Source organism: Streptomyces sp. ADI96-02 (genome assembly GCF_003846185.1).
Lineage (GTDB): Bacteria > Actinomycetota > Actinomycetes > Streptomycetales > Streptomycetaceae > Streptomyces.
Genome location: NZ_ML123034.1, coordinates 4,307,243 through 4,333,088, shown reverse-complemented (window position 1 = coordinate 4,333,088; position 25,846 = coordinate 4,307,243). Strand labels below are relative to the sequence as shown.

Genomic DNA, 25,846 nt, shown 5'->3' with positions numbered 1-25,846 from the left:
GTGTGCGGGGCCGGGCGGGGCGGTGGGGCCTTCGAAGCCGGTGGGGCCGGGCGGGGCCTCGGCGGTGGCGGTGGTAGCCGGGGTCCGGCAGGCGGTGCAGCGGACCGGGCCGAGCCAGCCGCCGAACGGGCCCGTGAACAGGTGCCCGGCCGGGCAGGCGGCCCGCCACTCCTCCTCGGGCTCCACGGCGAACCGGTACGCGGCGCGCGGGATCAGCGCTCCGGCGAAGGCGCCCCAGGCGGCGGCGAGGGCGAGCAGCGCGACGTCCACGGGGTGACCCTAATCGGCGGCGGGGCCCGGGGTCTTGGGCCCGGGGGCCCACTCCTGCCCGTTCCGGCCCCCGCGCGGCCCCCGGCGGCTACGGTCGGGGCCCATGAGGACATGGCGTGATGGCGACGGGACGCTGACGGTCGGCACGGGACCGGAGGCCCCGCGGGTGCCGCTGCGGATAGCGGCCTCGTACCGGGCACGCACCCGGGGGCTGCTCGGACGGGACGGGATCGACGGGGCGATGATGCTCACGCCGTGCGGGAGCGTGCACACCTTCCGGATGCGGTTCGCCATCGATGTCGCGTACCTGGACCGCACGTTCCGGGTGCTGGCGGTCCGCACGATGAGGCCCGGCCGCCTCGGGCTGCCCCGTCTGCGGGCCCGGCACGTGGTGGAGGCGGAGGCGGGGGCGCTGGAGCGCTGGGGGGTGCGGCCGGGCGTGACGGTGGAGTTGCGGGCCGGGGCGGACGGCGAGGCGTGACGGCCTCGCCAGACGCTCGCCGCGCCCACCACTGCTCATGACCCATGGCGTACGGCTGTGGCGTGTGCCGTACGGCGTGTGGCGTACGGCGTGTGGCGTACGGCGTGTGGCGTATGGCCACGGGCTATGGGCTATGGGCTATGGGCTACGGCGGTCCCTCGCCGAGCAGCGTCCAGGCCCCGTATCCGGCCGACCCGCAGGCCAGGACGGTCAGAAGAGCGGCCGTGCGCGCGGTGCCGGGCCACCGGGCCAGAGCGACGGCGGGCGGCAGGAGCAGCGGGAAGGCGGGCATCATCAGGCGCGGCCGGGAGCCGAAGTAGCCGGCGCCGATCAGGGAGACGACGACGATCGCGATGGCGTAGACGAGGAGGGGCAGCGGCTGGCGCTGCCGGACGCAGAGCACCACCAGCCACCCCAGCAGTCCGAGCGCCGCGCACAGTCCGAGGGCGGCCGGCAGCGGCAGTCCGGCGATGAAGGCGGCGAGCGCCCGGCCGCCGTCGATGCTGTTGCCCCACTGGGCCTGGACGTCGAAGTACGCGAAGGCGCTGCCCTGCCGCACGCCGACGAACGCCACGTACGCGAGCCAGCCCAGCGGGGCGAGCGCCACCCCGGCGAGCATGCGGGCGTTGCCCCGGAGCAGGTGGAGCAGACGGAGCAGAGGGAACGGTCGGAACCGGGGCTCGTGGTCGCGGTCGCGGTGGGCCGGGTCCGGGCGGTCCGTAGCGCGGGTGCGGTACTGCTTCACCAGGGTGACGGCGGCGGTGACCGCCAGGGCCGCGATGAGCGCCACGGCCGAGGGCCGGGTCAGCCCGGCCAGGACGCAGAGCGCGCCCGCCGTGATCCAGCGCCCGGTGAGCACGGCGTACAGCGACCAGGCGGCCAGCGCGGTGAACAGCGTCTCGGTGTACGCCATCGACTGGACGAACGCCGTCGGGCCGACACCCCACAGCGCGGCCAGCACCACCCCGGTCCGCGGTCCGCGCAGACGGGCGCCGACGGCGAAGAGCCCCCAGGCGGCGGCCAGTCCGGCGAGCCAGGCCACCAGCAGGCCGGAACCGCCCGGGGTGAGCGGGGTCACCGCGGACACGCCCCGCTCCAGGGCCGGGAGCAGCGGGAAGAAGGCCAGGTCGGAGTGGACGCTGCCGTCGGGAAGGGTGACCGTGTAGCGGTAGCCGTGCTCCGCGATCCGCTGGTACCAGACGGAGTCCCAGCGCCCGCTGAGCGGCCCCAGCGGGTCCCTTCCGTCGGCCGACGCGGCGGTCCAGAAGACCAGCAGCCCCAGGGCCCGTACGGCGGCGTAGACCGCGAGCGCGGGCACGGCGGCCCGGAGCGCGGCGGCGGTGCGGGGCCCGGGGCCGGCCAGGACGGGCGGGGGTGGGGTGCCGGGCGTCCGGGTGCGGAGCAAGTGGTCGGGCATAGGGCCGATTATGGCCGCTGCCGGACAGCACCCGGCCCGTCCCCGGGGAGCCGCCTTCCCTCGGAGAGCCACCCGGTATCGCCCGTCCCGTCCACGGGCGGGGATCGCCCGCCGACGGGCGGAGCTCGCGCCTCACACGCCGAGCACCGCGCTCCCGAACACCCGCCACGGCGACCGCTCGACCGACTCGGTGACGCCGAGCTGCGGGTGCCGGGAGGCCGTCTCGTCCCGTACCGCGAGGGCGTCCGGCCAGGCGTCGAGATACGCGGTGCCCTCGATGACGACGCCGTCCCAGTCGGTGGCCGCCGTCGCTCCGCAGCGGTCGACGACGAAGCCGATGCAGAGCACGGAGGGCCGCCCGACGGTCCGGCGGATGGCGCTCACCGCCCGCTCCCGTTCCGGTTCGGGCAGCTCCCCGATCCCGAACTCCACGACGACGACGCCCGCGCGGGCCCGGCGGATCCGGACCAGGAGGTCGAGGCGTTCGTCCGCCCAGAGGCGGAAGCCCACCTCCCGGAGCCTCTGGAGACCTGCCAGGGAGAGGAGTTGGTCGCGGGTGACGGGCGAACGCGAACCGCAGGAGGAGGCGGGGGCGAGGCTGACGAGCAGGGTGCGCCCGGTCACCGGGTGCTCCGGTCTCAGCCCTTCGGACTCCAGGTCGCCCAGCAGGGTCGCGGCGTCCGTGCCGGTCCAGCCCAGGTGGTACGAGTAGAAGAATCCGGCACTCATCGACGCCCACCCCATTCACGGCACGAACCCGGCGATTCGCGTGCACGAACACGACGGCCGACGCTGATCCCCCGCCGGATCGAGCGCCTGCGGCGACCGGTTCGCACACGGTCGCGGAGACCGGTCGCAGGGAAAGCGGGAGGGAGGGAGCGGGAGAGGCGACCGGAGCGGACGCCCCCCGTCGGCGTCCGCTCCGGCAGACCCGAGCCTACCGATCGGGGGCCCGTGCGGCGTGGGCCCACGGGCCCACAGACGGCCCAAAAGACGGGAGCCGCCCTGCCGGCCTCTGCCACGCGCCTTCCCGCCCGGCCGCCGCCCGGCCGCCGCCCGGCCCCGTGCAGGGCGGGCCGGTGTGCGGCGCGCGCGGATGAAGGAATCTTCATCCGGACTTCATGCCGGCGACGGGTGATGTCGCCACGATGGCCGTCATGGCCTTCTCACCTCGCTTGGCGGCGCTGGCAGCCGTCGTCGCCGTCCCGCTCGGTATCGCCGCCACCAGTTACGCCATGACGGACGGTCCGCAGGCGCCCAAGGTGCCTCCCGGCGTCCGGCTCGACGTCACACCGGCCCCTTCGCCCCCGCAGCCGGCCTCCGGCAGCGGCGCGCCGGGCACCGCGCCTCCCGGCCCCTCGGGGGGCGCGTCCGGCGGCCCGCGCGACGGCGCGTCACCCGGCGCATCGCCCGGTGCGAGCTCCGGTGCGAGCTCCGGTGCGAGCTCCGGGTCGACTCCGGGGGACGGGGACGACGTCGTGCCGGGGCCCTCGGCCGCCGACGGGGACGACACGGACGACCGGGACGACGACACGGGTGATGACGGTTAGCCTCCCGAGGATCTCCGCGCGGGTGCGCATCCTGCTCTGGCTGCTGGTGGTGATGGCGGTCGCGCTGGGAGCCGTCGCCGTCACCGTACGGTCGATCCTCCTGCGGGACGTGGACCACCGGATCAGCCGGCTGCTGACCCAGGAGACCGGCGAGTTCGCCAACTTCGTCGAGCAGGGCGTCGACCCGGACACCGGCAGCCGGTTCGGCGAGCCGCACCGGCTGCTGCGCGTCTACCTGCAACGGCAGTACGCCGACCCGGACGAGGAACTCCTCGGCCTCACCCGGGCGGCGGCCGGGCGGGCGGCTGCCGGGCCCGCCGTCATCCGCCAGCAGCGCGACCTCCCCGCCGGCACCGCGCTGTGGCGGGACCGGGCGGCGCTCGCCCGGATCTTCGACTCCACCGACTCCTTCGGCACCCTGCACCGTCCGCGAGGCGAACTGCGGTGGGCCAAGGTCCCCGTGTCGCCCCTCGGCGACGGCCCCGACGGCGCTCTCGTCGTCGCCTTCCACGCCGACCGCGAGCAGGACTTCGCCGACGAGACCTTCTGGACCCTGCTCGCCCTGTCCGGCATCGCGCTGCTGATGACGAGCGGCGTCGGCTGGGCGGTGGCGGGCCGGATCCTCGCGCCGGTGCGCGTCGTCCGGACGACGGCCGCCGAGCTGACCGAGCAGGACCTCACCCGGCGCATCCCGGTCGAGGGGCGCGACGACATCGCGGCGCTCGCCGAGACGTTCAACGGCATGCTCGACCGGCTGGAGCAGGCGTTCGCGGCCCAGCGGGTCTTCGTCGACGACGCCGGGCACGAACTGCGCACCCCCATCACCATCGTGCGGGGCCATCTGGAGCTGATGGGCGACGATCCGGCCGACCGGGAGGAGACCGTGCGGCTGGTCACGGACGAACTCGACCGGATGAGCCGCATCGTCGAGGACCTGCTCCTGCTCGCGGGGGCGGAGCGGCCCGACTTCGTGCGCCCCGAACCGGTGCAGCTCGCCGAGCTGACCGCCGACGTGTTCGTGAAGGCGCGGACCCTGGGCGACCGGGAGTGGCTGCTGGACGGCGTGGCGGACTGCGAGGCGCACCTCGACCCGCAGCGGATCACCCAGGCCATGGTCCAGCTCGCGCAGAACGCGGTCCAGCACACCGTGCCGGGCCAGAAGATCCGCATCGGATCGCGCCGGTACGAGGACCGCGTCGAGCTGTACGTCGCCGACAACGGCCCCGGCATCCCGCCGCAGGACGCGGACGTCATCTTCGAGCGGTTCCGGCGCGGCACGGCGCGCCGGGGCGCGCGCGCCGGCGGCGCGGGGCTCGGGCTGGCCATCGTCAAGGCCATCGCGGAGGGCCACCGGGGCCGTGTCGCACTCAGCCGTACCGACGGTGGCGGCGCCACCTTCTCACTCATCCTGGAGACGGGCCCATGAACCGCATTCTGATCGCCGAGGACGAGGAGCGCATCGCCTCCTTCGTGGAGAAGGGACTGCGCGCCAACGGTTTCACGACCGTCGTCGCGGAGGACGGCGACCTCGCGTTGCAGCACGCCGTGACCGGCGGGTTCGACCTGGTGCTGCTCGACATCGGGCTGCCGGCCCGCGACGGGTTCACCGTGCTGCGGGAGCTGCGCGAGGCCCGGGTGACGCTGCCGGTGATCGTGCTGACGGCCCGGGACTCCGTACGGGACACCGTCGCGGGGCTGGAGGGCGGGGCCGACGACTGGATGACCAAGCCGTTCCGGTTCGAGGAGTTGCTGGCCCGGATCCGGCTGCGGCTGCGGACCGCCGCGCGCGCCCCGGAGGTCACCATGCTGCGCAGCGGCAGCCTGAGCCTCGACCTGCGCACCCGCCGGGCCCGCGCGGAGGACCGGACGGTGGAGCTGACGGCCCGCGAGTTCGTGCTGCTGGAGATGTTCCTGCGCCACCCGGGGCAGGTCCTCTCCCGCGAGCAGATCCTGTCCCACGTCTGGGGCTACGACTTCGACCCCGGCTCCAACATCGTGGACGTCTACGTACGGGCGCTGCGCAAGAAGCTGGGCGCGCAGCGGCTGGAGACGGTACGGGGCATGGGCTACCGCATGCCGTGAGCGCGGGAAGGACGGGAACGGGAGGACGCGGCCCGGACTGCGGGACTCCGGTCCGGCCCCCGTCCGGTCCCGGTCAGGCCCCGTCCGGTCCCAGTCCCGCCCCGGCCCCCGTCCGGCCCCGCCCCCGTCCGGCCACGACCGGCCCCGTCCGATCCTCGTCCGGGTCCGGGTCCGGGTCCGGGTCCGGCCCGCCCCGCCCGACCCGCACGCGCATGAAGCGGTCTTCACCATCCGCTCATTCGGCGCTCACCGCCCCTTCCAAGACTGGTCGTCGTGACCAGCCTCCCTCTGCACCGGACCGTCTCCCTCTGCGCCGTCCTCGGCCTCTGCGCCCTGCTCGCCGTCCCCGGAGCGCTGCCCGGCCTCGGCGGGGAGGGGCGGTTCACGCTCGCGGTCTTCGTCCTCGCCACGTACGCCTGGATCACCACCCGGGTGGACGACACGTACATAGCGCTCGGGGCCGGGCTGGCGCTGACGGCGACGGGAGTGATCAGCAGCGAGACCCTGTTCGGCACCCTCGGTGACGAGACGGTCTGGCTGCTGATCTGCGCGTTCGTACTCGCGGCGACCGTCACCAGGACCGGGCTCGCCGGGCGGGCCGCCGTGTTCCTGGTCGGCGGGGCCAGGACCGTCCGCCAGTTGGCGCACCTGACGACGGCCGGGCTCGTCGTCACCGCCTTCGCCGTCCCGGCGACATCGGGCCGCGCCGCTCTCGCACTCCCCGTGTTCCTGGCACTGGCCTCCGCCCTCGGCGGGCGCACCCGGCTGGTGGTGATGCTGGCACTGCTCTTTCCGACGGTCATCCTGTTGTCGGCCGTCGCCACCCTGATCGGCGCGGGAGCCCACCTCATCACGGTCGGGGTGCTGGCGGAGCAGACCGGCGAGCAGCTGACGTTCGTCACCTGGCTGGTCCTCGGCATGCCCCTGGCCGTGGTCTCCTCGCACCTGGCGGCGGAGGCGGTCCTGTTGACGACGACCCGGCGGGCCGACCGCGAGGGGCCCGTACTGATCACTGCCGAGCGGATACAGGAGTACAGCGACACCCCCGTACGCGGCCGGCTCACCGCGTCCGAGTCACGGTGCCTGTTGTTGCTGGGGACGGTCGTCCTGCTGTGGTGCAGCGAGCCGCTGCACGGCGTGTCGCCCGCGGTGGTCGCGCTCATCGGCGCGGTCGTCGCGTGCTCGCCGGCGCTCGGCACGGTGGGGCTCAAGGACGGCCTGCGTACGGTGCCGTGGTCGCTGCTGCTGTTCATGGCCGCCACCATGGCTCTGGGCGTCGCGCTCGCCGACTCGGGGGCGGCGCGGTGGCTCGTGGGCCGGCTGCCCGGCGGAGCGTCGGTGCCGCCGTGGGCGTTCCTCACGGGCGTGGTCGTCGTCAGCACGGCGGCGCACCTGGTGCTCCAGTCCCGCTCGGCCCGCTCCTCGGTCCTGGTTCCGCTGGTGGTCGCGGCGGCGGTCGGCACCGGGGTCAACCCGGTGTCCGCGGCCCTCGCCTCGACCGCCGCCGCCGGCTTCTGCCACACCCTGCCCGCCTCCGCGAAGCCGGTCGCGCTCTTCGCGGACCTGCCCGGCACCCCGACGTACGCACCGCGCGACCTGCTGCGCCTCTCCGCACTGCTCGCTCCTCTCACGGCGGCCCTGGTGCTGCTGTTCGCCCTCTTCGTCTGGCCCCGCCTCGGCGTGCCCGTCCACCTGGAGACCCAGCCATGAGCTACCGCATCGTCATCGCCCCCAGCGGGTTCAAGGAGTCGCTCTCGGCCGGCCAGGTGGCCACGTCCATCGCGGAAGGGGTGCGGCGGGTCTTCCCTGACGCGGACATCGACCCGATCCCGCTGGTGGACGGCGGCGAGGGCACGGCCGCGGCGCTGGCCCTCGCCACCGGCGGCCGGCTGGTCCCCCGGCGGGCGACGGGGCCGGTCGGGGAGCGGATCGACGCGCACTTCGCGCTGCTCGGCGGGGACGGCCCGCCGACGGCGGTGGTGGAGATGGCGGCGGTCGCCGGCCTGTCGCTCGTCCCGGCCGGCCGGCGCGACCCGGGCGCGACGACGACGTACGGCGTGGGCGAACTGATCCGGGCCGCCCTGGACGCGGGCGCCCGCCGCATCCTGGTGGGCTGCGGCGACTCCGGTACGTCGGACGGCGGCGCGGGGGCGCTCCAGGCGCTCGGGGCCCGGCTGACGGACCGCCTCGGCGATGAGCTGCCGCGCGGCGGGGCGGCGCTGCGCACGCTGGACCGCGTCGAGGTGAGCGGGCTCGATCCGCGTCTCGCCCGCACCGAACTGCTCGTGGCCTGCAACCCGTTCAACGTGCTGTGCGGGCCGCTGGGCGTGGCGCGGGTGTTCGGCCCGCAGAAGGGCGCGGGCCCGGCGGACGTGGAGGTCCTGTCCGCGGCACTGGAGCAGTGGGCGGCCGTGCTCGCCCGGGACGTGGCGCCGGGCGCCGATCTGCGGACGGCCCCGGGCACGGGGGCCTCGGGCGGACTGGGCGCGGGCCTGGCGGCCGTGGGGGCGGCGCTCCTGCCCCGCTTCGACGTCCTGCTCGACCGGCTCGACCTGGACGCGCGGCTGGCCCGCGCCGATCTGGTGATCACCGCCGAGGGGGCGCTGGACCATCAGACGGTACGCGGCAAGATCCCGGCCGAAGTGGCGCGCAGGGCCCATGCGGCGGGCGTCCCGGTGCTCGTCCTCGCGGGCACGATCGGCCCCGGCGCGCACGAGGTCCGGGCCGTCGGGGTGGACGCGTACAGCGCGATCCTGCCCGCCCCGATGACCCTGCTGGAGGCGATGGACGGCAGCAGCGGCTTCCTGGCCGACGCCACGGAACGCTCCCTGCGCATCGTCATGCTGGGCACCCGCCTGGCGGCTGCGTGAGGGCGGGCCGAGCAGTCTGCCGGGGCGGGAGGAGAGGGGCTGCGGTCGCCGGGCCTCGCCCCGGCGACCGCCGCCCCTCTCCAGGCGACCGTCCCTCCTCGCGCCTGCCGCGAGGTCAGGAACTCTCGCCGCGCGGGAAGGAGACCTCCACGCGGCGGTTCTTCTTCCGGCCCTCTTCGTTGCTGTTGCTGGCGATCGGGTACTGCTCGCCGTAACCGCGGATCTCGTACGTGACGGAGGCGCCGAGCAGCTTCGACAGGACCCCGTGCACGGCGTCCGCCCGCTGCTTGGAGAGCACGTCCCCGTGGGCGGAGGAGCCGAGGTTGTCCGTGAAGCCGAAGACGCGCACCTTGCCGGCGTTCTGCTTCTCGATCTCGGACGCGATGGCGGCGATACGGGAGGTGGCCGCCGAGCTGAGCTTCGCGCTGTCCTTGCCGAAGAGGACTTCGGCCTGGAGCGCGAACTTGATGTCGGCGTTGCTGTCCTCGCGGCGCTCCTCGCCGCCGAGGTCTTCCACCACCTGGACGATGTCGAGGACGCGGCCGGGGGCGAGGGTGCCGCCCTCGGGCATCCTGAGGTCCGGGTCCTGCGCGTCCACGGGAACCGGTGGTTCGGACGTCGCCTGGGTCCCGGGGGGAACGCTCGGGCCGTCGTCCGCGTACGACGTGGCCGCTCCGAAGAACGTCGTCCCGGCGACCAGCACGACGATCGCGACGGCCTGTCCCGCGCTGCGCCTCATTCCGGACCGCTGAGTGGTGTTCATGCCCGCCGTCACCCAGAAATCTTCAGCGAGGTGGTGGCGAAGGTCGGCAGGTTGAAATCGACCTCGGTGGTGGTCTGCGGCGGCGCGGGGAACTGCATGAAGACCGGCGCGGTCTTGCCCGGCGCGAGAGAGGTGATCGCCGTCGTGCACAGGCACCGGGCGTCGGTGTCCCGGAGCACGTAGTAGCGCTTCTTGCCGACCTTGTCGACCAGGGTCGCACCGGCGACCGAGTTGGGGTTCTTGTTGACGATGTTGACCTCGGAGCCGGCCCAGGCCGAGGTGGTCCGCGCCTGATCGCCCTCGTTGGTGATCTCGCCCTGGACGGTGAGGAAACCGCCGGAATCCCGCTTGACCTCGTTGATCACCAGGACCAGACCACCCTGCCCGCGCGCCTCCGCGAGCTTCACGTCCGGGTCCACGTTCTCCCCCGCCGCCGTGTCCGGCCGCGTCTCGCCCTTGTCCTCCGCGGACGGACTGGCCGGTGCGGAGGGCGCGGTCGATCCCTGGCCGGGAGCGTCCCCACCTCCGTCGTCACCACAGCCGGTGAGCACGAGGGCCAGGGCGGCCGTCATGGTCGCGGCCGTCATCACCCCTCTGGTCGTGGTGGTCCGCCGAATTCTCATGGTCCGATTCCTCTACTCGTCGTTCGCTGTCTGGTCGACCAACCGCACATCGAAGAGAATGTTGCTCACCTGCGACCACGGCGGGGGGCTTCCCGGCGCGATCTCGAGCATCCTGCCGTTCGAGCACGTGAAGATGAACAGGTCCTGGACCCCGTCGCTGTTGAAGTCCACGGGCTTCCATCCGGGGCAGCGGAATTCGAGGAGGGCGGTGGCCTTGGCCTTGGCGAACGTGCGCTCGGTACCGGGGATCACCGACGAGTCGACCGGCTCGCGGCCCTTGACGCCGACCGTGATGTAGTCGCGCAGATACCCGTACCGCGGGAGACAGGACCGCAGGCGGGCGTCGTTGGCGGAGGCCAGCCGCCCGGCCTCGGCGCACCCCGGGGTGAACGGAGCGTTGAGGAACATCTCCAGCGTGTTGCCCGGGAGCGAGGCGTAGAAGCCCGGACCGAGCTGCTGGCGTGCGCTCTGCGCGGCGGCGAGGGCCGCGGCGTCCGCCGCGCCCTGGGAACCGTTGCGCAGCGCCGACGCCTTGCCGACGGCGAAGAAGGCGAACGCGAGGAAGAGCAGGCCCGCCACCATCACGACGTAGATGGGGAAGGCCTGCCCTGCGTCGCCGCGTGGGCGACGGCGCATCAGCCAGAGACGATGGAGGTGACCAGTCCGTCGATGCGGCTGGAGATGTTGCCGCCGATCCCGGAGGCCGCGATCGCGCCGATGATCGCCACGACCACCAGGATGATGCCCAGGTACTCGAACGCCGTCTGTCCCCGGTCCTTCGCCGCGTAACGCTTCTGGATGGTGCTGATCGCGGTGTTGGCCCAGCCGTTGACGCGGACTGCGGCCTTCGCGGTGATGTCCGACATGGTGTTCCCCTCCAGGTTCGGCCGACCGGTTGCCGGCCGGCTCGCGCGTCTCTGCGGTGCCGTCGGCGGTTCCGGCTTCCTCCTGGCCGGTGCCGCAGGCGACGTGAGAACCATAGGGGGCGGCCGGTGCCGGGCCAGAGGGCCCCTGGACCCATTCCCGGGCCCAAAGCCGCCGCTGGGTCCGTCCCTTGCCCGGTGCGCCGTCAGCCATGGCCGCCGCCCGGGGTCGCGGGGGCCGTGCCGAGCCAGCGGGCGATCGCCTCGCTGCGGCTGGTGCTGCGGAGCTTGGTGAAGATGCGGTTGATGTGGTTCTTGACGGTCTTCTCACTGATGAAGCAGGTGGCGGCGATCTGCTGATTACTCATTCCGGACGCAATCAGCTCCATGACCTCCACCTCCCTCGAACTCAGCCCGAACTGCTGCCTGTTGGGGATCTCACGCGGTCCCCCGCCCAGAGAAGACTGTCCCACAGGAGGTTGCAGTTGCGAAAGACTTTCCCGTGTTTCGGGCAGGGGTTCGAGCAGTCCCGGAGGTACGCGGGCGGGGGCCGCCGCCGGTGCCGCGCCCAGGCCTTCGGGAAGGGGTGCCTGGTGAGGGGCGGTGCCGTGGCGCATGTGGGCGAGGAGGGCGTTGGCGGCCGTGGCCGTGAAGTTGGCCCGGCCGTGTTTCGTGTCGCGTACGGCCTGGACCAGTTGGTCCGCCGTGAACTCGCCGTGCACCAGGTAGCCGCCCGCCCCCAGCCGCAGCGCCTCGTGGACGATCTCGCTCTCGCGGCTGTACGTCAGCATCATCACCGGGGCGATGCGGACCAGGTGCGGCAGGGCCGAGATGCCGTCGACGCCGGGCATCCGGACGTCCAGCAGGACGACGTCCGGGCGGTGCCGGAGGGTCTTCTCGTACGCCTCGCGGCCGTCAGCCGCCTCCGCCACCACCTGGATGTCCGCCCGGTCCGAGAGCAGGACGCCCAGGCCGGCCCGGACCACGGGGTTGTCGTCCGCGACCACCACCCGCAGGCGGGCCGAGCCGGGGGCCGGCGGGAAGGGCGGGAACGGCTCGTCCGCGCGCGGCGGGTACGACTCGGGGGCCGGCGACCGATGGCCGGACGGCACGAGGCGCCCGGGTCCGGAGGGGCCGGGGTCCGCGGTGGGCGGGACGTGCGACGCGAGGTGCTGGGCGGCTCGGGGAGCCGCCGCCCGGATCTGGTCCGGTGCACGGGAGACGTCGTCCGGCATGCTGCGACCTCCTCTCAGGAGGGAGTGTCAGGAGGGGGAAGGGCTGGGAGTGGTGGGAGGGTTGGGAGTGTCGAGGGAGGGTTGGGAGTGTCGAGGGAGGGTTGGGAGTGGTGGGAGGGTTGGGAGTGTCGAGGGAGGGTTGGGAGTGTCGAGGGAGGGTTGGGAGTGTCGAGGGAGGGTTGGGAGTGGAGGAGTCGGAAGTGGGGGTCAGGGGTGCCGCGTCACGGGTGGCGGGTTCGGGGTGAGGCCGCGGGTGGTGGGGGCGGCTCGCGGCGGGTGGCCGGGGGCGTCCGCGGTGGGCGCGGGCGTCAGGGCCGCCAGCGGGAGTTCGACGCGGACCTCGGTGCCCCGGGCCGCCTTCCCCCGGCCGATCCGGATGCGGGCGCCGATGGAGGCCGCCCGTTCCACCATGCCGACCAGGCCGAAGTGCCCCGCCTTCCGGAGGCTGTCGAGGGTGGTGCCGGCGGGCAGGCCGCGCCCGTCGTCGTAGACGCTGACCCGGAGCACATCGTCCCGGACGCCCGCGAGGACGACGAGGTAGGTGGGGCGGGCGTGGCGGTGGGCGTTCTCCAGGGCCTCGGAGGCGACGGTCAGGAGCTGCCGGGCGACCGCCTGCGGCACCGGGGGCACAGAGGTGTCCTCGGCGATCCGGCGGAACGTCGCCGGGACCTGGTACCGGTCGGTGAAGTCCTTCGTCTGTGCGGCCAGTTCGGCGAGGAGGTCCACCCCGCCGTCGAGCCCGGACTCCCGGCGGAGGTCGGTGAGCAGTTCCCGGGACTCGGCGGCGGCCCGGCGGGCGGCGCGGGCCACCAGGTCCGCCTGCCGCTTCACCTCGGCCGGGTCCGTGCGGTCGGCCGAACCGGCGAGGCCCTCGGCGGCCAGCGCGAGCCCGTGCAGCGTCTTGGCGACCGAGTCGTGCATCTCGCGTGCCAGGCGGGTGCGTTCCTCGGCCACCGCCTCGCTCACCGCCAGCCGGGCCCGGGTCTCGGTGAGAGCCTGCGTGGCCGTCCCGAAGCGCAGCAGGAGGTTGCGCAGGGTGACGCCGACCGCTCCGGCGATCACGCAGAAGCCCGGGAGCAGGAGGGCGGTCGTGTCGCTGCCGGCGAGGCGGGAGTCGGTGCCGTACACGCCGAGGACGATCAGCATCTGGAGCGCCGCGAAGACGGCCGCGCCGCGCCAGCCGTAGACGAGGCCGGCCAGCAGCGGGGTGCAGACGGTGACGTAGGCGAGGGTGGACTCGGGGGTCGCGGTGATCAGCAGGAGCGAGCCGAAGAACGCGTCGATGCCGAGCAGCCACGGGTGGCGCAGCAGGACCGGGCCGAAGCGCTCCCAGTCCCGGAACAGGACGTAGGAGCCCATGAAGGTGATGAGGATCGACGAGCCGATGAACCAGGTGGGCAGGCCGGGGGCGGTGTGGCCGATGGCGTACGGGGTGGCTATGGCGATCATCGCCAGCCGGAAGCCGAAGACCTGGCGGCACATGGCCTGGAGGGCGTTGACCTGGATGGCGAAGGCCGGCCGGGCCGGGGTGCCGGCGTGCGCGCCGGTCAGTTCGGCGGCCAGTCCGGGCTGGGCGTCGCTGAGCTGATATGCCATGAGCCTGTCACCTCCCTCTCCGCTCCCTCTCCGCGCGTGCGGGTCTCCGCGCGTGCGGGCCGTCGCCCCCGTGCGGACTGCCGCCCCGTACGGGCCGCTCCCCCGCGCCTCGGCCGCCTCCGCCCTCCGGTAAGCGGTTCGGGACGGGCCGTGCAGGGGTTGCGTCCCCATCCGGCGTGCCGTTCATGTCAGCCGCCGGTGAGGAACGCGAGGTCGACGTCGGCTCCGTACACGAAGCCGACCGTGAGCAGGACGAGCGTGCCGGGCAGCAGGAACGAGGTGACCGCGAAGGTGGCCTTGGGGACCGCCTTGGCGGCCTTGCGGCGGGCGTTCTGGGCGTCGGTCCGCCGCATGTCGTTGGCGATCTGGATCAGTGTCTCCACGATCGGTGCGCCGAGCTCCTCGCCCTGCTGGAGCGTGGTGACGAACATGGCGACCTGCTCGGAGTCGTTGCGCCTGCGCAGTTCCTCGAACGCCTGGCGGCGGCTGACGCCCATGTCCATCTGGCGCAGGGTGATGCGCAGTTCGTCGGCCCAGGGGCCCTCGTACTTCTCGGCCACCCGGTCCAGCGCCTGGCGGAAGCCGAGTCCGGCGGAGACGACGACGGCCAGCACGTCCAGGAAGTCCGGCAGGGTCCGCTCGATGTGCTCGCGGCGCACGCGGATCGCCGACCAGATGCCCGCCTCGACCCAGAACAGGCCGAAGGCGACCATGACCAGGGCGAGGAAGATCTGCTCCTGGAGGAGCATGGAGAACGCGCCGAGCCCGCCGAGCGCCCCGTAGACCGCGCGCCGTGCCGCGTAACGGTCGATGGTGAGGCCGCCGGGGTTTCCGGCCAGGTCGATCTGGCGGCGCTTCTTGTTGACGGCCTTGGGGCCCATCATCCGCAGCACCATGGGGGCCCAGCGGATGCCGAGGCGGTCGATGCCCGAGCCGACCGCGCTGGTGCGCGAGGAGCCGGATTCCAGGGCCACGGCGAGGTCGGTGGGGAGTTCGGCGTCGGCCCGGTACATCCGTACGCCGTGGATGGCCCCGTAGACGGCGAGGCCGACGACCAGTGCGAGCAACAAGTCCATGGCGGGTTCTTCTCTCGGTTTCTCGGCCCCGGGCCGGAGGATCGGTGGAGATCGCGGGAGGGCGGCTGTGGGGTGGGGCGTCGGCGGTCGGGCGTCCGGCGTCGGGCGGTGTGGGCGGGCGTCGGGCGTAGCGGTCGGGCGTCGGGCGTGGTGGGGTCTCGTCAGACGTCGATACGGGACAGGCGGCGGATCACGACGAAGCCGATCGCGTACAGGGCGATGGCGACGACGACGGCGACCTGGCCGACGAGGGCCCCGGTCATCCGGTCGAGGGCGCCGGGCATCACCGCGTTCATCAGGAGCATCGCGCCGATGCCGAACCCCGGTACGGCGTAGGCGGTGACGGTGACCTGCGAGAGCTGGGTCTTGACCTCGCGGCGGGTCTCCTTGCGCTCCTCCAGGGTCTCGGTGAGGTTGCGGAGCGAGCTGACGACGGTGCCGCCCGCCCGGTTGGACAGGACGAGGGTGGTGACCAGGACGACGAGTTCGCGCGAGGGCAGCCGGTCGGTCAGTTCGCTGAGCGCGTCGTCCAGGGGTTCGCCGACGGCCAGGCGGCGGGCGACCCGGGCCAGTTCCTCGCCGGCCGGGTTCTCCAGCTCCTCGGCGGCCATGGACAGCGAGGTGCGCAGGGCCAGGCCCGCCTGGGTGGCGTTGGCGAGGATGCGGGAGAGCTCGGGGAGCTGGTTGATGAAGCGCTCGGTGCGTTTGACGCGCTGCCAGTTGAGGAAGGCGTTGGTGCCCCAGAGGCCGATCAGGGCGGCGACCGGGCCGAAGAAGGCCGCGAGGAGCGAGGAGGCGACCATCCACAGTCCGGCCATCGCCACCAGCGCGTAGACGAAGAACTCGCCGGGCGTGATGTCCATGCCGGTGGCGCCGAGCTTCAGCTCCAGCCGACGGCCCAGCGCGGTGGCGCGCAGCCGCTTGTCCAGGGCCCTGAACCTGCGGCGGCGGCCGGTCTCGGGAATCTGTCCGACGTGCGAGAGCCGGTCGACCAGGGCGTCCCGGTCGGCCTTGCCGCCCGCGTACGCGTACAGGCCCGTCACGCCGAGCACGCAGCAGAGCAGGGTGACGCCGACGGTGATCAGGGGGAGGTTGACGTTGTCCATGGCTCGGTACCTAGTTGGCCTCTCGGGTGGCGAGCTGTTCGGCGGACGCGGCGATGCCGAACGCCTGCGGGACGGGCTGACTGGCCAGGTACAGGCGCTCGGCGATCCGCCGGGGCAGCGGCAGGTACTGGAAGTCGCCGTGGATCCGGCCGTCCGGCGCCATCGGCTGCGCGTTGAACCTCGCCACCGTGACGATGCGGTACGGGTCGCGGCCGTGCGAGTCCAGCACGGCGATCTCGGTGACCTTCCTGCTGCCGTCCGCGTGCCGGGTGAGCTGGACGATGACGTCGACGGCGCTGTTGATCTGGTCGTGCAGCGCCTCGAAGGGGATCTCCACCTCGGACATGGACGCCAGCGTCTGGAGGCGCATCAGTGCGTCCTCGGCGTTGTTCGCGTGGACGGTGGCCAGGGAACCGTCGTGACCGGTCGACATCGCCTGGAGCATGTCCAGGGACTCGCCGCCTCGGACCTCACCGACGACGATGCGGTCGGGGCGCATGCGCAGGGAGTTGCGGACCAGGTCGCGGATGGTGATCTGGCCCTTGCCCTCGACGTTCGCCGGGCGGGACTCCAGCCGGATCACATGGCTCTGCTGGAGCTGGAGTTCGGCGGAGTCCTCGATCGTGACGATGCGCTCGTTGTCGGGGATCAGCCCGGAGAGCGCGTTGAGCAGGGTCGTCTTGCCGGTGCCGGTGGCGCCCGAGACGATGATGTTGAGCTTGGCCTGGACGAGTCCGGCGAGCAGCACGAGCATCTGCTCGTCCAGCGAGCCGAAGCCGATCATCTCCTGGAGCGTGAAGGAGCGCGGGAAGCGGCGGATGGTGAGGGTCGCGCCGGTCAGCGAGAGCGGCGGGATGATCACGTTGACGCGCTCGCCGCTGGGGAGCCTGGCGTCGACCATGGGATTGGACTCGTCCACGCGGCGGTTGACGGTCGACACGATGCGTTCGATGGTCTGCATCAGCTGCTCGTGCGAGCCGAAGCGCATCGGGAGCTGCTCGACCTTGCCGCTGCGCTCGACGAAGATCTGGTCGGGGCCGTTCACCATGATCTCGGTGATGGAGGCGTCCTCCAGGAGCGGTTCCAGGATGCCGAGGCCCAGGGCCTCGTCCACGACCCGGCGGATCAGCTGCGAGCGCTCGACGGTCGAGAGGACGGGCCCCTCGCGGCTGATGATGTGGCCGAGGACGCGCTCCAGGCGGGCCCGCCGGTCGGCGGCGGCCAGCGAGGACATCTCCGCGAGGTCGATCTCCTCCAGCAGCTTGGCCCGGTAGGTGGCCACCATGTGGCCGTCCTCCCGCGCCCCGCCGTCTTCCTGGGGGGCGGTCATGCGTGCCCGCAGGCTCATGTGCGTAACTCCTCGGTAGTGCGGGTCTCCACGGTCCGGCCGGCCGGACCGTCGTCGCTCACCGGCGGTCCGTCGTCGCTGACCAGCGGCCGTCGTCGCTCACCGGCGGACGGCCGTCGCTCATCGGCGGTCGGTCGATGCGCTGATGCGGTCAGGGCCAGTCAGATCTGGTCAGGGCTGGTCAAGGCCCGATCCCCGCCTTCTCGCTGACCATGGTCGAGCTCCGCTCCGCCCACCAGTCGTCCAGACCGGGGACGATCGACGGCACCCGGATCCGGACCGTGGCCGTCACGTCCCGGCCGCCGCTCTCGCTGTACTCGAACCCGTCCGCCTCCACCCAGTCGCTCACGGCGTCCCGGGCGTTCGCCTCCGGCCCGCCGCGGGCGTCCTCGCTGGTCGCGGTACGGGCGCCGACGCGGGCCGCCGTGCCCGCCTGGTTGGCCGCGTACGCGGCGAGGCCGAGTTGGATGGCGAGGAGGGCCACCAGGAGCAGGAGAGGGAGGAAGCCGAGGTACTCGATGGCGACCTGGCCGCGGTCCCGGGGGCCGCGTCGGGGCCGGGGGCCGCGTCGGGGCCGGGGGCCCGGGAACGGGTTCGCTGTTGCCGTCATCACCCAGTCCCCCAGCTTCGCTCCGCGGTCTCCAGCGCCGATCCGGCGTGGCCGTCGATTCCGACGTCGAGGTCGAACAGGCCGGGCACCAGGACCGGGACCTTCAGCTTCACCGTCGCCTCGTACAGTCCGCCGTCGGGACCGCACTGGACCCGGGCGTTCTTCTTCCACGCCTTCGGCAGGTCCCGCAGCGAGCCCGCCCGGCAGGCCGCTGCCGCGCCGACCTCCGCGCCGCTGCCCTTGCGGGCCCCCACGTCCGCCGCGTTTCCGGCGAGGCTGAAGGTGTAACCGATCAGCGCGCACTCCCAGAGCACGAGCATGATCAGGATGATGAAGGGGGTCATGCCCAGGAACTCGACGGCACTCTGCCCCCGGTCACGCGAACCCCGGCTCCCGAGCCCGTGCCGGCGTCGGCCGGGTACCCGGCGGGCGGTCGGCCGCCCCCGTATCCCGCTCTTCGCTGCCCTGGTGGTGGTCATCGCTCAACGTGTCCCCTCGGAGGTTCCGTACGCGTGGTCGTGCGCGTCGCGCCGGCGGCGCGGGCGTCCGATCGAGCCCCGGTCGTTCTTGAAGGCGCCGCCCTGCTTCTTGGTCGCCGGGCTCGCCTTGACGATGCCCAGTTCTCCGGCCAGACCCCACAGCGCCTGCTTGACGGTGCTCTTGGCGTCCAGTTCGTGCAGGCGTCCGGAGTCGATGGACGCCTGGAGCTCCTTGAAGTTCGCGGGGACGGCCGCGGCGGCCACCCGGGTGCCGGTGATCTTCTGGATCAGCGGCGGCTGGATCTCGGTGTTGCGGGTGAAGCGGTTGACGAGCGTGACCGTCTCCTCCGCCTTGCGGATCTGCAGCCGCTCCCACATCCGTACGACGCGCTTCGCGCCGCGCACCGCGATCACGTCGGGCGTCGTCACCAGCAGGGCCACGTCCGCCATCTCGACGGCCGCCGCGTTGGCGCCGTTCATCTGGCCGCCGCAGTCGATGACCACGATCTCGTACCGCGAGCGCAGGGCGCTGACGATCTGCCGGGCCGAGCGGTCGCTGACCTCCTCGCCGCGTTCGCCCTCGCCGGGCGCGAGGAGCAGGGCGAGGCCGGTGGAGTGGGAGAAGACGGCGTCGGACAGGACGCGCGGGGAGATGTCGGTGATCAGGGCGAGGTCGACGACGGAGCGCCGGAACTGCACGTCGAGGTAGGAGGCGATGTCCCCGGTCTGGAGGTCGAGGTCGACCAGCGCCACCGAGTTGCCGGACGCCTGGGCGGCCAGGGCGAGCTGGATGGCCGCCACGGTGGCCCCGACGCCGCCCTTGGCCCCGGTGACCGTGACGACGGTGCCGCCCGGGCCGGTGAAGACGTCCTTGCCCGCGGTGAGGTGGCGGCGGACGCCGGAGGACCACTGGGCCGCCGCCTGGACCCGGTTGGCCAGCTCCTCGTAGCTCAGCGGGAGGGTGACCAGACCGCGCGCGCCGGAGTCCATCGCGTCGGCGAACAGGCTGGGGCTGGCGTCCGCGGTGATCATGACGACGCCGACCGAGGGGAAGCGCAGGGACACCTCCCGGACCAGCTCCAGCGCCGGCACCGGGCCGATCCGCTCGTGGACCAGCACCACCTCGGGCAGTTCGTCGAGCGCCTCGCCGGCGAGCCGGGCCAGCGTGTCGATCAGCTGTGTGGAGTCGCCGACCGGGTTGGCCGGTTCGGCGTCGGGCAGCTGGCTGAGCAGCGTGGTCACGGAGCGGGCGGCGTCGAGGTCGCCGACGGCCGGGAGGATTCTGGTGGTCATCCCAGCCTCACTTGTCCTTGTCGAGCGTGTAGGTGCGGTCCCCGGGGCGGATGGTGCCGTCGCCGCCGGGTGCGACGAGCGCGAGCCGGACGTGCTCGGCGAAGGACTCGGCGTAGGCGATGCGCTGGGTGTCCAGGGTGTTCAGGGCGAAGGTGATCGGAACGGCCTCGGTGGCCTGGAGCCCGCGGTCGTCGCCGTTCGGCTCCAGGGCGGTGAGCTTGCCGACCTCCAGCACTTTGGCGTTGGAGACGATGACCTTGGACTGGGAGGCGTCGCCCTGCTGCTCACCGGCGAACGTGGCGTAGACGTTGACCGTGGCGCCCGGGGTGATCTTGCCGGCGACGCCGGTGGCCGCGTCGATCATGATGGCGATCTCCTGCTCGCCGGAGCGGAGTTCGGGCTTGCGCACCATCATGTCCGACTGGAGCAGGGAGCCGGCCCGCAGTTCGGTGACGGCGATCTTCGACTCGACTTCCCGCAGGTCGGTCACGGCGTTCTCCGAGAGCCACCGCTTGGGCATCGTGATCTTCTCGAACTGACCGCTGTTCAGGGCCGTATAGGGGGCCACGTCGGTCTTGAGCTGGTAGGCGGTCACTTCGGGGCCGACCTTCGAGTTCACGTCGCTGATGACCGAGAGCACCCCGGCGAAGGCTCCGAAGGCACACAGGACCGACAGGAGCAGGAGTATCACGCCGCGGCGCTGGCGGGAGTTCATGGTCCGGACAACCTCGTTCGAATCGGGTGCGTGGGGTGGCGGTCGGGGATACGGGGGTGCGGAGCTGAGGGGGCGAGGGGCGAGGGGTGAGATGCGGTGGCGCGGCGCGACGGTCCGCGACGCGGGTGGGGCGGGAGAGTGGGTGGGGGCTGGAGTAGGTGGGGGGCAGTAGGTGGGGGGCTGGAGTAGGGGGAGCGGAGTCGGTGGGGGGGCTGGACTGCGTGTCGGCGGAGGGGGCGTGCCTGCCGGGGCCGTCGGTCGGTGGGGCTGAGGGGGCTAGGGGCCGGGGGTCTCGTAGGTCCCGCGGTCGGTGACTCCGGCCGGGAGCATGCGGTTCTCCGCGGCGGGCAGCGGAGCGGAGCAGAACGCGCAGCGGTCGCCGATGAGTTCCATCGCGCACCAGTGGCACTTTTCCCGCCGGACGGAGGAGACCAGTTGGTAGAGCACGGAGAGGTCCGGAAGGTAGGCGGCGAACTCGACCAGCTTTCCCGTGCCCCACCAGCGCGGCGAGTCGACGGGAACTCCGGCTTCGTGAACGGCCTGGACCTTCCAGGCGGGCGCGAGGGTCTCCTGCACCCAGTCCGACTGCAACTGCCCTTTGGCGACCAGAAGATGCGTGTCGAATTCCGGCCCGGCCAGTGGTTCGGCGGCCGGGCCCACTTTGATCAGCTGGGGTTCCGGGCCGGCGAGCACGGCGAACTGGCTCCCGGGAATCCAGGACTTGGCGTGGCTCTTGAGGCTGACCGGCACCCGGTCGAGGCGGGTGACCGAGTTGAGCAGGGCGCCCGCGTGGATGTAGTGCGAGAGCAGCCGGGCGGCGGAGGCGACCACGCCGGGGCTGAAGTCGCAGATGGACAACTGCCGCAGCTGCCGTACGAGTACGGCCAGGCCGAGCGGCGGGAGGTCCACCTTGACCAGGGCGATCCGGTCGCTCTCCAGGACGGAGCGGATGGAGTGGAGCCGGCGCTCGTGCTCGACGCGGATGCCGGAGGGGTAGAGCGCGATCACGTACCCGTGCTGTTCGAGCAGCAGGTGCATGTCGCCGATCGCCAGCTCCAGGACCTGGGCCTCGGGCGCCTGGAGCAGCGCCGCGGTCGGTGTCTGCTGATCGGTGGGCGGCAGCACCAGATCTGCACTCGTCACTGCTATTGCGGTCGGCACGCTCTTCCCCGTTTCGGCTCCGGCCGTCGTCGATACGTCGGCCGCAATCGCTCTCCTTCTCCGTGCTCCTGACTCAGCACTTTAGCCACGTCTCACCAGGCAGAGAACAGTTATCGGAGACCAGTACGCCGTCATGCGAACGGCGTTCGCACGCATGCCGGGTGCCAAAGAGGACGAAATCGATTGTGGTCAACTCCTGTACCACTGCGGAGCGTTACCGAACAGGTGGATCAACGTCCGCGCACGCTTTCGTTCGCGCACGTCAGCGCGGAGACGGAAGGGCCCGGGCCGGGCCCGCCGCAGCCTTCCCGTCACCGTACGAAGATCTCCAGCAAGATCACCCGTGCGGGTTCCGGAACGCCCGCGACAGGTCGTCGGATGCCATCGACAGGTCATCGGCAGGTAAAGAAAAGCGATGCCGGCCCCTTCCGGCACCCGTGCGGAGGCGGCCCCGCGAGGGCCCGGCCGGAGCGGCCGGAGGTTCCGTCCGGACGGCTTCCGGACTGCCTTGCGGACGGCCTTTCTCCGCCAGAGGTCTTGACAACTTGATTGGTCTGGACCAGTTTATCGGCCAGCGGTGGCCACCGTCCCCGGTTCGACGATCCGCACCCCCTCCCCCGGGGTCCGGGTCCTTCCCCGACACCGTGCGCTCCACGCCCGTCCGGCGTCCCCGCACGACCCGCCACGCACCACCGACTCCCCCGGAGGAACCAGTGGAACGCTCCGCAGGCAGCAGACGCAGAAGCCGCCGCACCCGGCCCGTGCTCGGCGGCGCCATGGCCCTCCTCGCGGCCGGCGCCCTGACGGTCACCGGGCTCACCGGCAGCGCGCAGGCGGCCGACGTGAACAACGCCAGGAACGCGGGCTTCGAGTCCGGGCTCGCCGGCTGGACCTGTTCCGGCGGCAGCGGCGCCACCGTCTCCTCCCCCGTCCACGGCGGTACGTCCGCGCTGAAGGCCACCCCGGCCGGCCAGGACAACGCCAGGTGCACGCAGACCGTGGCCGTGAAGCCCAACTCCGCCTACACGCTCAGCTCCTGGGTGCAGGGCGGGTACGCCTACCTCGGTGTGAGCGGCACCGGAACGACGGACGTCTCCACCTGGACGCCGGGCTCGACCGCCTGGACGAGGCTCAGCACCGGCTTCACCACCGGAGCGAACACCACCTCGGTCACCGTCTACACGCACGGCTGGTACGGACAGGCCGCCTACTACGCCGACGACGTCGCGGTCACCGGCCCGGACGGCGGGGGCGGCGAGGAGCCCGGACCGGTCGTGCCGGGAGCGCCCGCCGGACTCGCCGCGGGCGCGGCGACGACGACCTCGGTCGCGCTGTCCTGGAACGCGGTCTCCGGCGCCACGGGCTACACCGTGTACCGCGACGGCGTGAAGACCACCACCTCCGCCGGCACCTCGGCGACCGTCACCGGGCTCGCAGCGGACACCGCGTACCAGTTCTCCGTGAGCGCCACGAACGCGGCCGGCGAATCGGTCAGGTCGGCGGCGATCAGCGCCCGGACGGCCAAGCCGAACGGCGGCCCCGGACCGGTGACCACCGTGCCCAAGCACGCGGTGACCGGCTACTGGCAGAACTTCGACAACGGCGCCACCGTCCAGAAGCTCAGCGACGTCCCGGCGAACTACGACATCATCGCGGTCTCCTTCGCGGACGCCACGCCGACCCCGGGCGCGGTCACCTTCAACCTGGACTCCGCCGGGCTGAACGGCTACACCGACGCGCAGTTCCGGGCCGACATCAAGGCCAAGCAGGCGGCCGGCAAGAACGTGATCATCTCGGTCGGCGGCGAGAAGGGCACGGTCGCGGTCAACAACGACGCCTCGGCCACCGCCTTCGCGAACTCGGTGTACGCGCTGATCCAGGACTACGGCTTCAACGGGGTCGACATCGATCTGGAGAACGGCCTCAACGCCACGTACATGACGAAAGCGCTGCGCCAACTGTCCTCACAGGCCGGCCCTTCGCTCGTCATCACGATGGCGCCGCAGACCATCGACATGCAGTCCACCTCGGGCGAGTACTTCAAGACGGCGCTCAACATCAAGGACATCCTGACCGTCGTCAACATGCAGTACTACAACAGCGGTTCGATGCTGGGCTGCGACGGCAAGGTCTACTCACAGGGCTCGGTGGACTTCCTCACCGCGCTCGCCTGCATCCAGTTGGAGGGCGGCCTCGACGCCTCCCAGGTCGGCATCGGCGTCCCCGCCTCCACCCGTAGCGCCGGCAGCGGCTACGTCGCCCCGTCGGTCGTCAACGCGGCTCTGGACTGCCTGACCAGGGGCACCGGCTGCGGTTCCTTCAAGCCGGCCCGGACCTACCCGGCGCTCCGCGGCGCGATGACCTGGTCGACGAACTGGGACGCGACGGCCGGCAACGCCTGGTCGAACGCGGTCGGCCCGCACGTCCACGGCCTCCCGTAGCCCTTCCTGCCCCACCCGGCCCTCCTGCCCCACCCAGCCCTCATGCCCTTCCTTGATCTCCCGCCCTTCCCGTTCCCGTACCGCACTCCCCGACCAGCAGCGCCGCCGCTCCCCCGGCGGCGCTGCCGCGTTCGTCGGCCGCCCTTCACCAGGGGAGCTCACGGACCTGCTGGACGCAGAGCACGATGAACAGCAGCCCGGCCAGGCCCAGCATCCCGTTGCTCAGCCAGCCGTTGCGCCATTCTCGCGGCGTCCGGGAGGAGTTGAGCAGCCAGAGCAGGGTCAGGGCGAGGAAGGGCATGAAGAAGGCGCCGAGCACTCCGTAGGCGATGACCAGGCCGAACGGTTCGTCCAGCCAGAGCAGGGTCATCGGCGGGAACGTCAGCCAGAGCAGGTAGGCCCGGAAGGGGGCCGACCGCTGCCGGCGCTCCGCGGCCTCGCGGCCCTCGTGCTCCTGGGCCGGGTCCGCCCCCTCCGCCAGGACGCGGAACCGCTCCACGAAGTCGGCGAACATCAGGCTCACACCGTGCCAGACGCCGATGAGCGACGAGAACGACGTGGCGAAGAAGCCGACCAGGAAGAGCTTGGCGGTGCCGTCGCCAAAGCGGTCCTCCAGCACCTTGCCGAGGTCGAGCAGGCCGCGGTCTCCGGAGGTGAGGGCGATCTGGGAGGCGTGCAGCAGTTCGGCGCCGACGATGAGCATCGCGACGACGAAGATGCCGGTGGTGATGTAGGCGACCCGGTTGTCGAGCCGCATCACCTTCATCCAGGAGGTGTCGCTCCACCCCTTGGCGTTCACCCAGTACCCGTAGGCCGCCATGGTGATCGTGCCGCCGACGCCGCCGATGAGTCCGAGGGTGTACAGCAGCGAACCGTCCGGCAGAACGGGCAGCAGTCCGGCGAACGACGCCCCGACGTCCGGCACGACGCGGGCGGCCACGTAGACGACCACCACGAACATGATGCCGATCAGGACCGTCATGACCTTCTCGAAGACGGCGTACCGGTTGAACCAGACGAAGACCAGACCTATCAGGCCGGTGACGATCGCCCAGAACTTCAGGCCCGGCCCGTCAGGGAAGAGCGCCACGATCGGCAGGGCGCTGGAGGACATGGCCGTCGCGCCGTAGATGAAGCCCCAGACGACGACGTAGATCGCGAAGTACACCGTGGTCCAGGGGCCGAGGCTGCGCCAGCCGTCGAAGAGCGTACGGCCCGTCGCCAGGTGCCAGCGGCCGGCGGCCTCGGCCAGCGAGATCTTGACGACGCAGCCGATCACCGCCGCCCACATCAGCGTGTAGCCGAACTTGCTGCCCGCGATGAGCGTCGCCACCAGATCCCCGGCCCCGACGCCGGTCGCCGCGACGACGATGCCGGGCCCGATGTACTTCCAGCTGGACTTGCGTGGCCCGGAGGCCGGCTCCCCGGTCACTGTGGTTGCGCTTGTCTCCACCATGACGATCAAGGAAGCGCAATCGGCGCCGCGGCACAAGGGGGTGCACACGGATCGGTCGCCGGGGGCGAGCAGAGGACGGCGGCAGGAAGGGGCGCAAAGCCCTCGGAAGAGCAGCGCCCCTCCGGCCCGGGTGATCGTTTCCGAGCGAGGTGCTCTGAGAGCTTTTAGGTGCTTTCCCCAGGCCGCCCTGAGCCCCTGTGCCGTGTGATGGAAATCAGCACCCTGATGAAAATCAACAGCCTGTCCGAATATCTGGAGTTCTTGGTGTCCCCTTCTCGTGTTGGGCGTGGTCGTCGCGTGGTGGCGTCGTGCGTCTCGGTGGCGGTGGGGGTGTCGTTGCCGTGGGCGGCGGGCGTGAGTGCGGCGTGGGGTGCCGAGGGTGGTTCGGGGGCGTCGGGTGGCGGCGGATCG

The 25,846-nt window shown here is 72.4% G+C and carries 25 protein-coding genes and 1 pseudogene; 8 read left to right on the top strand and 18 right to left on the bottom strand.

The features are described 5' to 3' along the window. A pseudogene (locus tag EES43_RS31455) lies at positions 1-270 on the bottom strand (prepilin peptidase); the annotation flags it as partial. Between the two features lie 103 nt (positions 271-373). Between EES43_RS31455 and EES43_RS19210 the strand changes: the two are divergent. Beyond that, positions 374-751: a DUF192 domain-containing protein gene (locus EES43_RS19210; RefSeq protein ID WP_124269845.1), complete on the top strand. Its 378-nt coding sequence runs from the start codon at positions 374-376 to the stop codon at positions 749-751. 145 nt (positions 752-896) lie between these two features. Here the strand turns inward: EES43_RS19210 and EES43_RS19205 are convergent, their stop codons facing one another. Further along, positions 897-2,168 (bottom strand): hypothetical protein, encoded by a 1,272-nt coding sequence (locus tag EES43_RS19205; RefSeq protein ID WP_124269844.1) that lies wholly within the window; start codon positions 2,166-2,168, stop codon positions 897-899. 132 nt (positions 2,169-2,300) lie between these two features. Continuing rightward, positions 2,301-2,897, bottom strand: coding sequence for a hypothetical protein (locus EES43_RS19200; protein WP_124269843.1), 597 nt, complete (start codon positions 2,895-2,897; stop codon positions 2,301-2,303). 428 nt (positions 2,898-3,325) lie between these two features. Here EES43_RS19200 and EES43_RS19195 point away from each other — a divergent pair, with 428 nt between their 5' ends. The 5 genes from EES43_RS19195 to EES43_RS19175 all read left to right on the top strand — a co-directional run bounded on the left by EES43_RS19195 (position 3,326) and on the right by EES43_RS19175 (position 8,670). Next, positions 3,326-3,718 carry a small hydrophilic protein gene (locus EES43_RS19195; RefSeq protein ID WP_124269842.1) on the top strand — a complete coding sequence of 131 codons (393 nt, stop codon included), beginning with the start codon at positions 3,326-3,328 and terminating at the stop codon, positions 3,716-3,718. Then, on the top strand, positions 3,708-5,144 hold the full coding sequence (locus EES43_RS19190) for a sensor histidine kinase (RefSeq protein ID WP_124269841.1): 1,437 nt from the start codon (positions 3,708-3,710) through the stop codon (positions 5,142-5,144). The genes EES43_RS19195 and EES43_RS19190 overlap by 11 nt, the downstream gene beginning before the upstream one ends. Beyond that, positions 5,141-5,800: a response regulator transcription factor gene (locus EES43_RS19185; protein WP_124269840.1), complete on the top strand. Its 660-nt coding sequence runs from the start codon at positions 5,141-5,143 to the stop codon at positions 5,798-5,800. Before EES43_RS19190 ends, EES43_RS19185 begins: the two co-directional genes overlap by 4 nt. A gap of 273 nt (positions 5,801-6,073) precedes the next feature. Beyond that, positions 6,074-7,510, top strand: a complete 1,437-nt coding sequence (locus EES43_RS19180; RefSeq protein ID WP_124269839.1) for an SLC13 family permease — start codon at positions 6,074-6,076, stop codon at positions 7,508-7,510. Next, entirely contained in the window at positions 7,507-8,670 is a 1,164-nt protein-coding gene (locus tag EES43_RS19175) for a glycerate kinase family protein (RefSeq protein WP_124269838.1), read from the top strand. Before EES43_RS19180 ends, EES43_RS19175 begins: the two co-directional genes overlap by 4 nt. Positions 8,671-8,785: 115 nt before the next feature. On the opposite strand, the gene EES43_RS19170 is transcribed toward EES43_RS19175, so the two are convergent. From EES43_RS19170 to EES43_RS19105, 14 genes are all read right to left on the bottom strand, one after another. Further along, positions 8,786-9,433 (bottom strand): OmpA family protein, encoded by a 648-nt coding sequence (locus EES43_RS19170; RefSeq protein WP_124269837.1) that lies wholly within the window; start codon positions 9,431-9,433, stop codon positions 8,786-8,788. 8 nt (positions 9,434-9,441) lie between these two features. After that, positions 9,442-10,056 (bottom strand): hypothetical protein, encoded by a 615-nt coding sequence (locus EES43_RS19165; RefSeq protein ID WP_124269836.1) that lies wholly within the window; start codon positions 10,054-10,056, stop codon positions 9,442-9,444. A 12-nt stretch (positions 10,057-10,068) separates the two neighbouring features. After that, positions 10,069-10,692 (bottom strand): pilus assembly protein TadG-related protein, encoded by a 624-nt coding sequence (locus tag EES43_RS19160; protein ID WP_124269835.1) that lies wholly within the window; start codon positions 10,690-10,692, stop codon positions 10,069-10,071. After that, positions 10,692-10,922, bottom strand: coding sequence for a hypothetical protein (locus EES43_RS19155; RefSeq protein ID WP_124269834.1), 231 nt, complete (start codon positions 10,920-10,922; stop codon positions 10,692-10,694). Before EES43_RS19155 ends, EES43_RS19160 begins: the two co-directional genes overlap by 1 nt. A gap of 203 nt (positions 10,923-11,125) precedes the next feature. Further along, the gene (locus tag EES43_RS19150) at positions 11,126-12,154 is read right to left on the bottom strand and encodes a response regulator transcription factor (protein WP_124269833.1); all 1,029 of its coding nucleotides are present in this window, start codon (positions 12,152-12,154) and stop codon (positions 11,126-11,128) included. Between the two features lie 207 nt (positions 12,155-12,361). Then, positions 12,362-13,750 (bottom strand): histidine kinase, encoded by a 1,389-nt coding sequence (locus EES43_RS19145; RefSeq protein ID WP_124269832.1) that lies wholly within the window; start codon positions 13,748-13,750, stop codon positions 12,362-12,364. Between the two features lie 188 nt (positions 13,751-13,938). Next, positions 13,939-14,826: a DUF5936 domain-containing protein gene (locus EES43_RS19140; RefSeq protein ID WP_124269831.1), complete on the bottom strand. Its 888-nt coding sequence runs from the start codon at positions 14,824-14,826 to the stop codon at positions 13,939-13,941. A gap of 161 nt (positions 14,827-14,987) precedes the next feature. Continuing rightward, on the bottom strand, positions 14,988-15,932 hold the full coding sequence (locus EES43_RS19135) for a type II secretion system F family protein (RefSeq protein WP_124269830.1): 945 nt from the start codon (positions 15,930-15,932) through the stop codon (positions 14,988-14,990). Positions 15,933-15,942: 10 nt separating this feature from the next. Beyond that, positions 15,943-17,280, bottom strand: coding sequence for a CpaF family protein (locus EES43_RS19130; protein WP_124269829.1), 1,338 nt, complete (start codon positions 17,278-17,280; stop codon positions 15,943-15,945). A 181-nt stretch (positions 17,281-17,461) separates the two neighbouring features. After that, positions 17,462-17,890, bottom strand: coding sequence for a TadE/TadG family type IV pilus assembly protein (locus EES43_RS19125; RefSeq protein WP_124269828.1), 429 nt, complete (start codon positions 17,888-17,890; stop codon positions 17,462-17,464). Continuing rightward, positions 17,890-18,369 (bottom strand): TadE family protein, encoded by a 480-nt coding sequence (locus EES43_RS19120; RefSeq protein ID WP_124269827.1) that lies wholly within the window; start codon positions 18,367-18,369, stop codon positions 17,890-17,892. Before EES43_RS19120 ends, EES43_RS19125 begins: the two co-directional genes overlap by 1 nt. Before the next feature lie 3 nt (positions 18,370-18,372). After that, positions 18,373-19,662: an AAA family ATPase gene (locus tag EES43_RS19115; protein ID WP_124269826.1), complete on the bottom strand. Its 1,290-nt coding sequence runs from the start codon at positions 19,660-19,662 to the stop codon at positions 18,373-18,375. A gap of 7 nt (positions 19,663-19,669) precedes the next feature. Beyond that, positions 19,670-20,377, bottom strand: a complete 708-nt coding sequence (cpaB, locus tag EES43_RS19110; RefSeq protein ID WP_124269825.1) for a Flp pilus assembly protein CpaB — start codon at positions 20,375-20,377, stop codon at positions 19,670-19,672. A 276-nt stretch (positions 20,378-20,653) separates the two neighbouring features. Beyond that, positions 20,654-21,520, bottom strand: a complete 867-nt coding sequence (locus tag EES43_RS19105; protein ID WP_206430084.1) for a hypothetical protein — start codon at positions 21,518-21,520, stop codon at positions 20,654-20,656. Positions 21,521-22,251: 731 nt separating this feature from the next. On the opposite strand from EES43_RS19105, the gene EES43_RS19100 reads away from it, so the two are divergent. Further along, on the top strand, positions 22,252-23,979 hold the full coding sequence (locus tag EES43_RS19100) for a chitinase (RefSeq protein WP_346774298.1): 1,728 nt from the start codon (positions 22,252-22,254) through the stop codon (positions 23,977-23,979). 145 nt (positions 23,980-24,124) lie between these two features. On the opposite strand, the gene EES43_RS19090 is transcribed toward EES43_RS19100, so the two are convergent. Further along, a complete protein-coding gene (locus tag EES43_RS19090; RefSeq protein ID WP_124269824.1) occupies positions 24,125-25,435 on the bottom strand; it encodes an Nramp family divalent metal transporter in 1,311 nt (436 codons plus the stop codon). Between the two features lie 204 nt (positions 25,436-25,639). Here EES43_RS19090 and EES43_RS31025 point away from each other — a divergent pair. Next, the coding region (locus EES43_RS31025; RefSeq protein ID WP_206430083.1) for a hypothetical protein at positions 25,640-25,846 on the top strand (207 nt) is incomplete at its 3' end.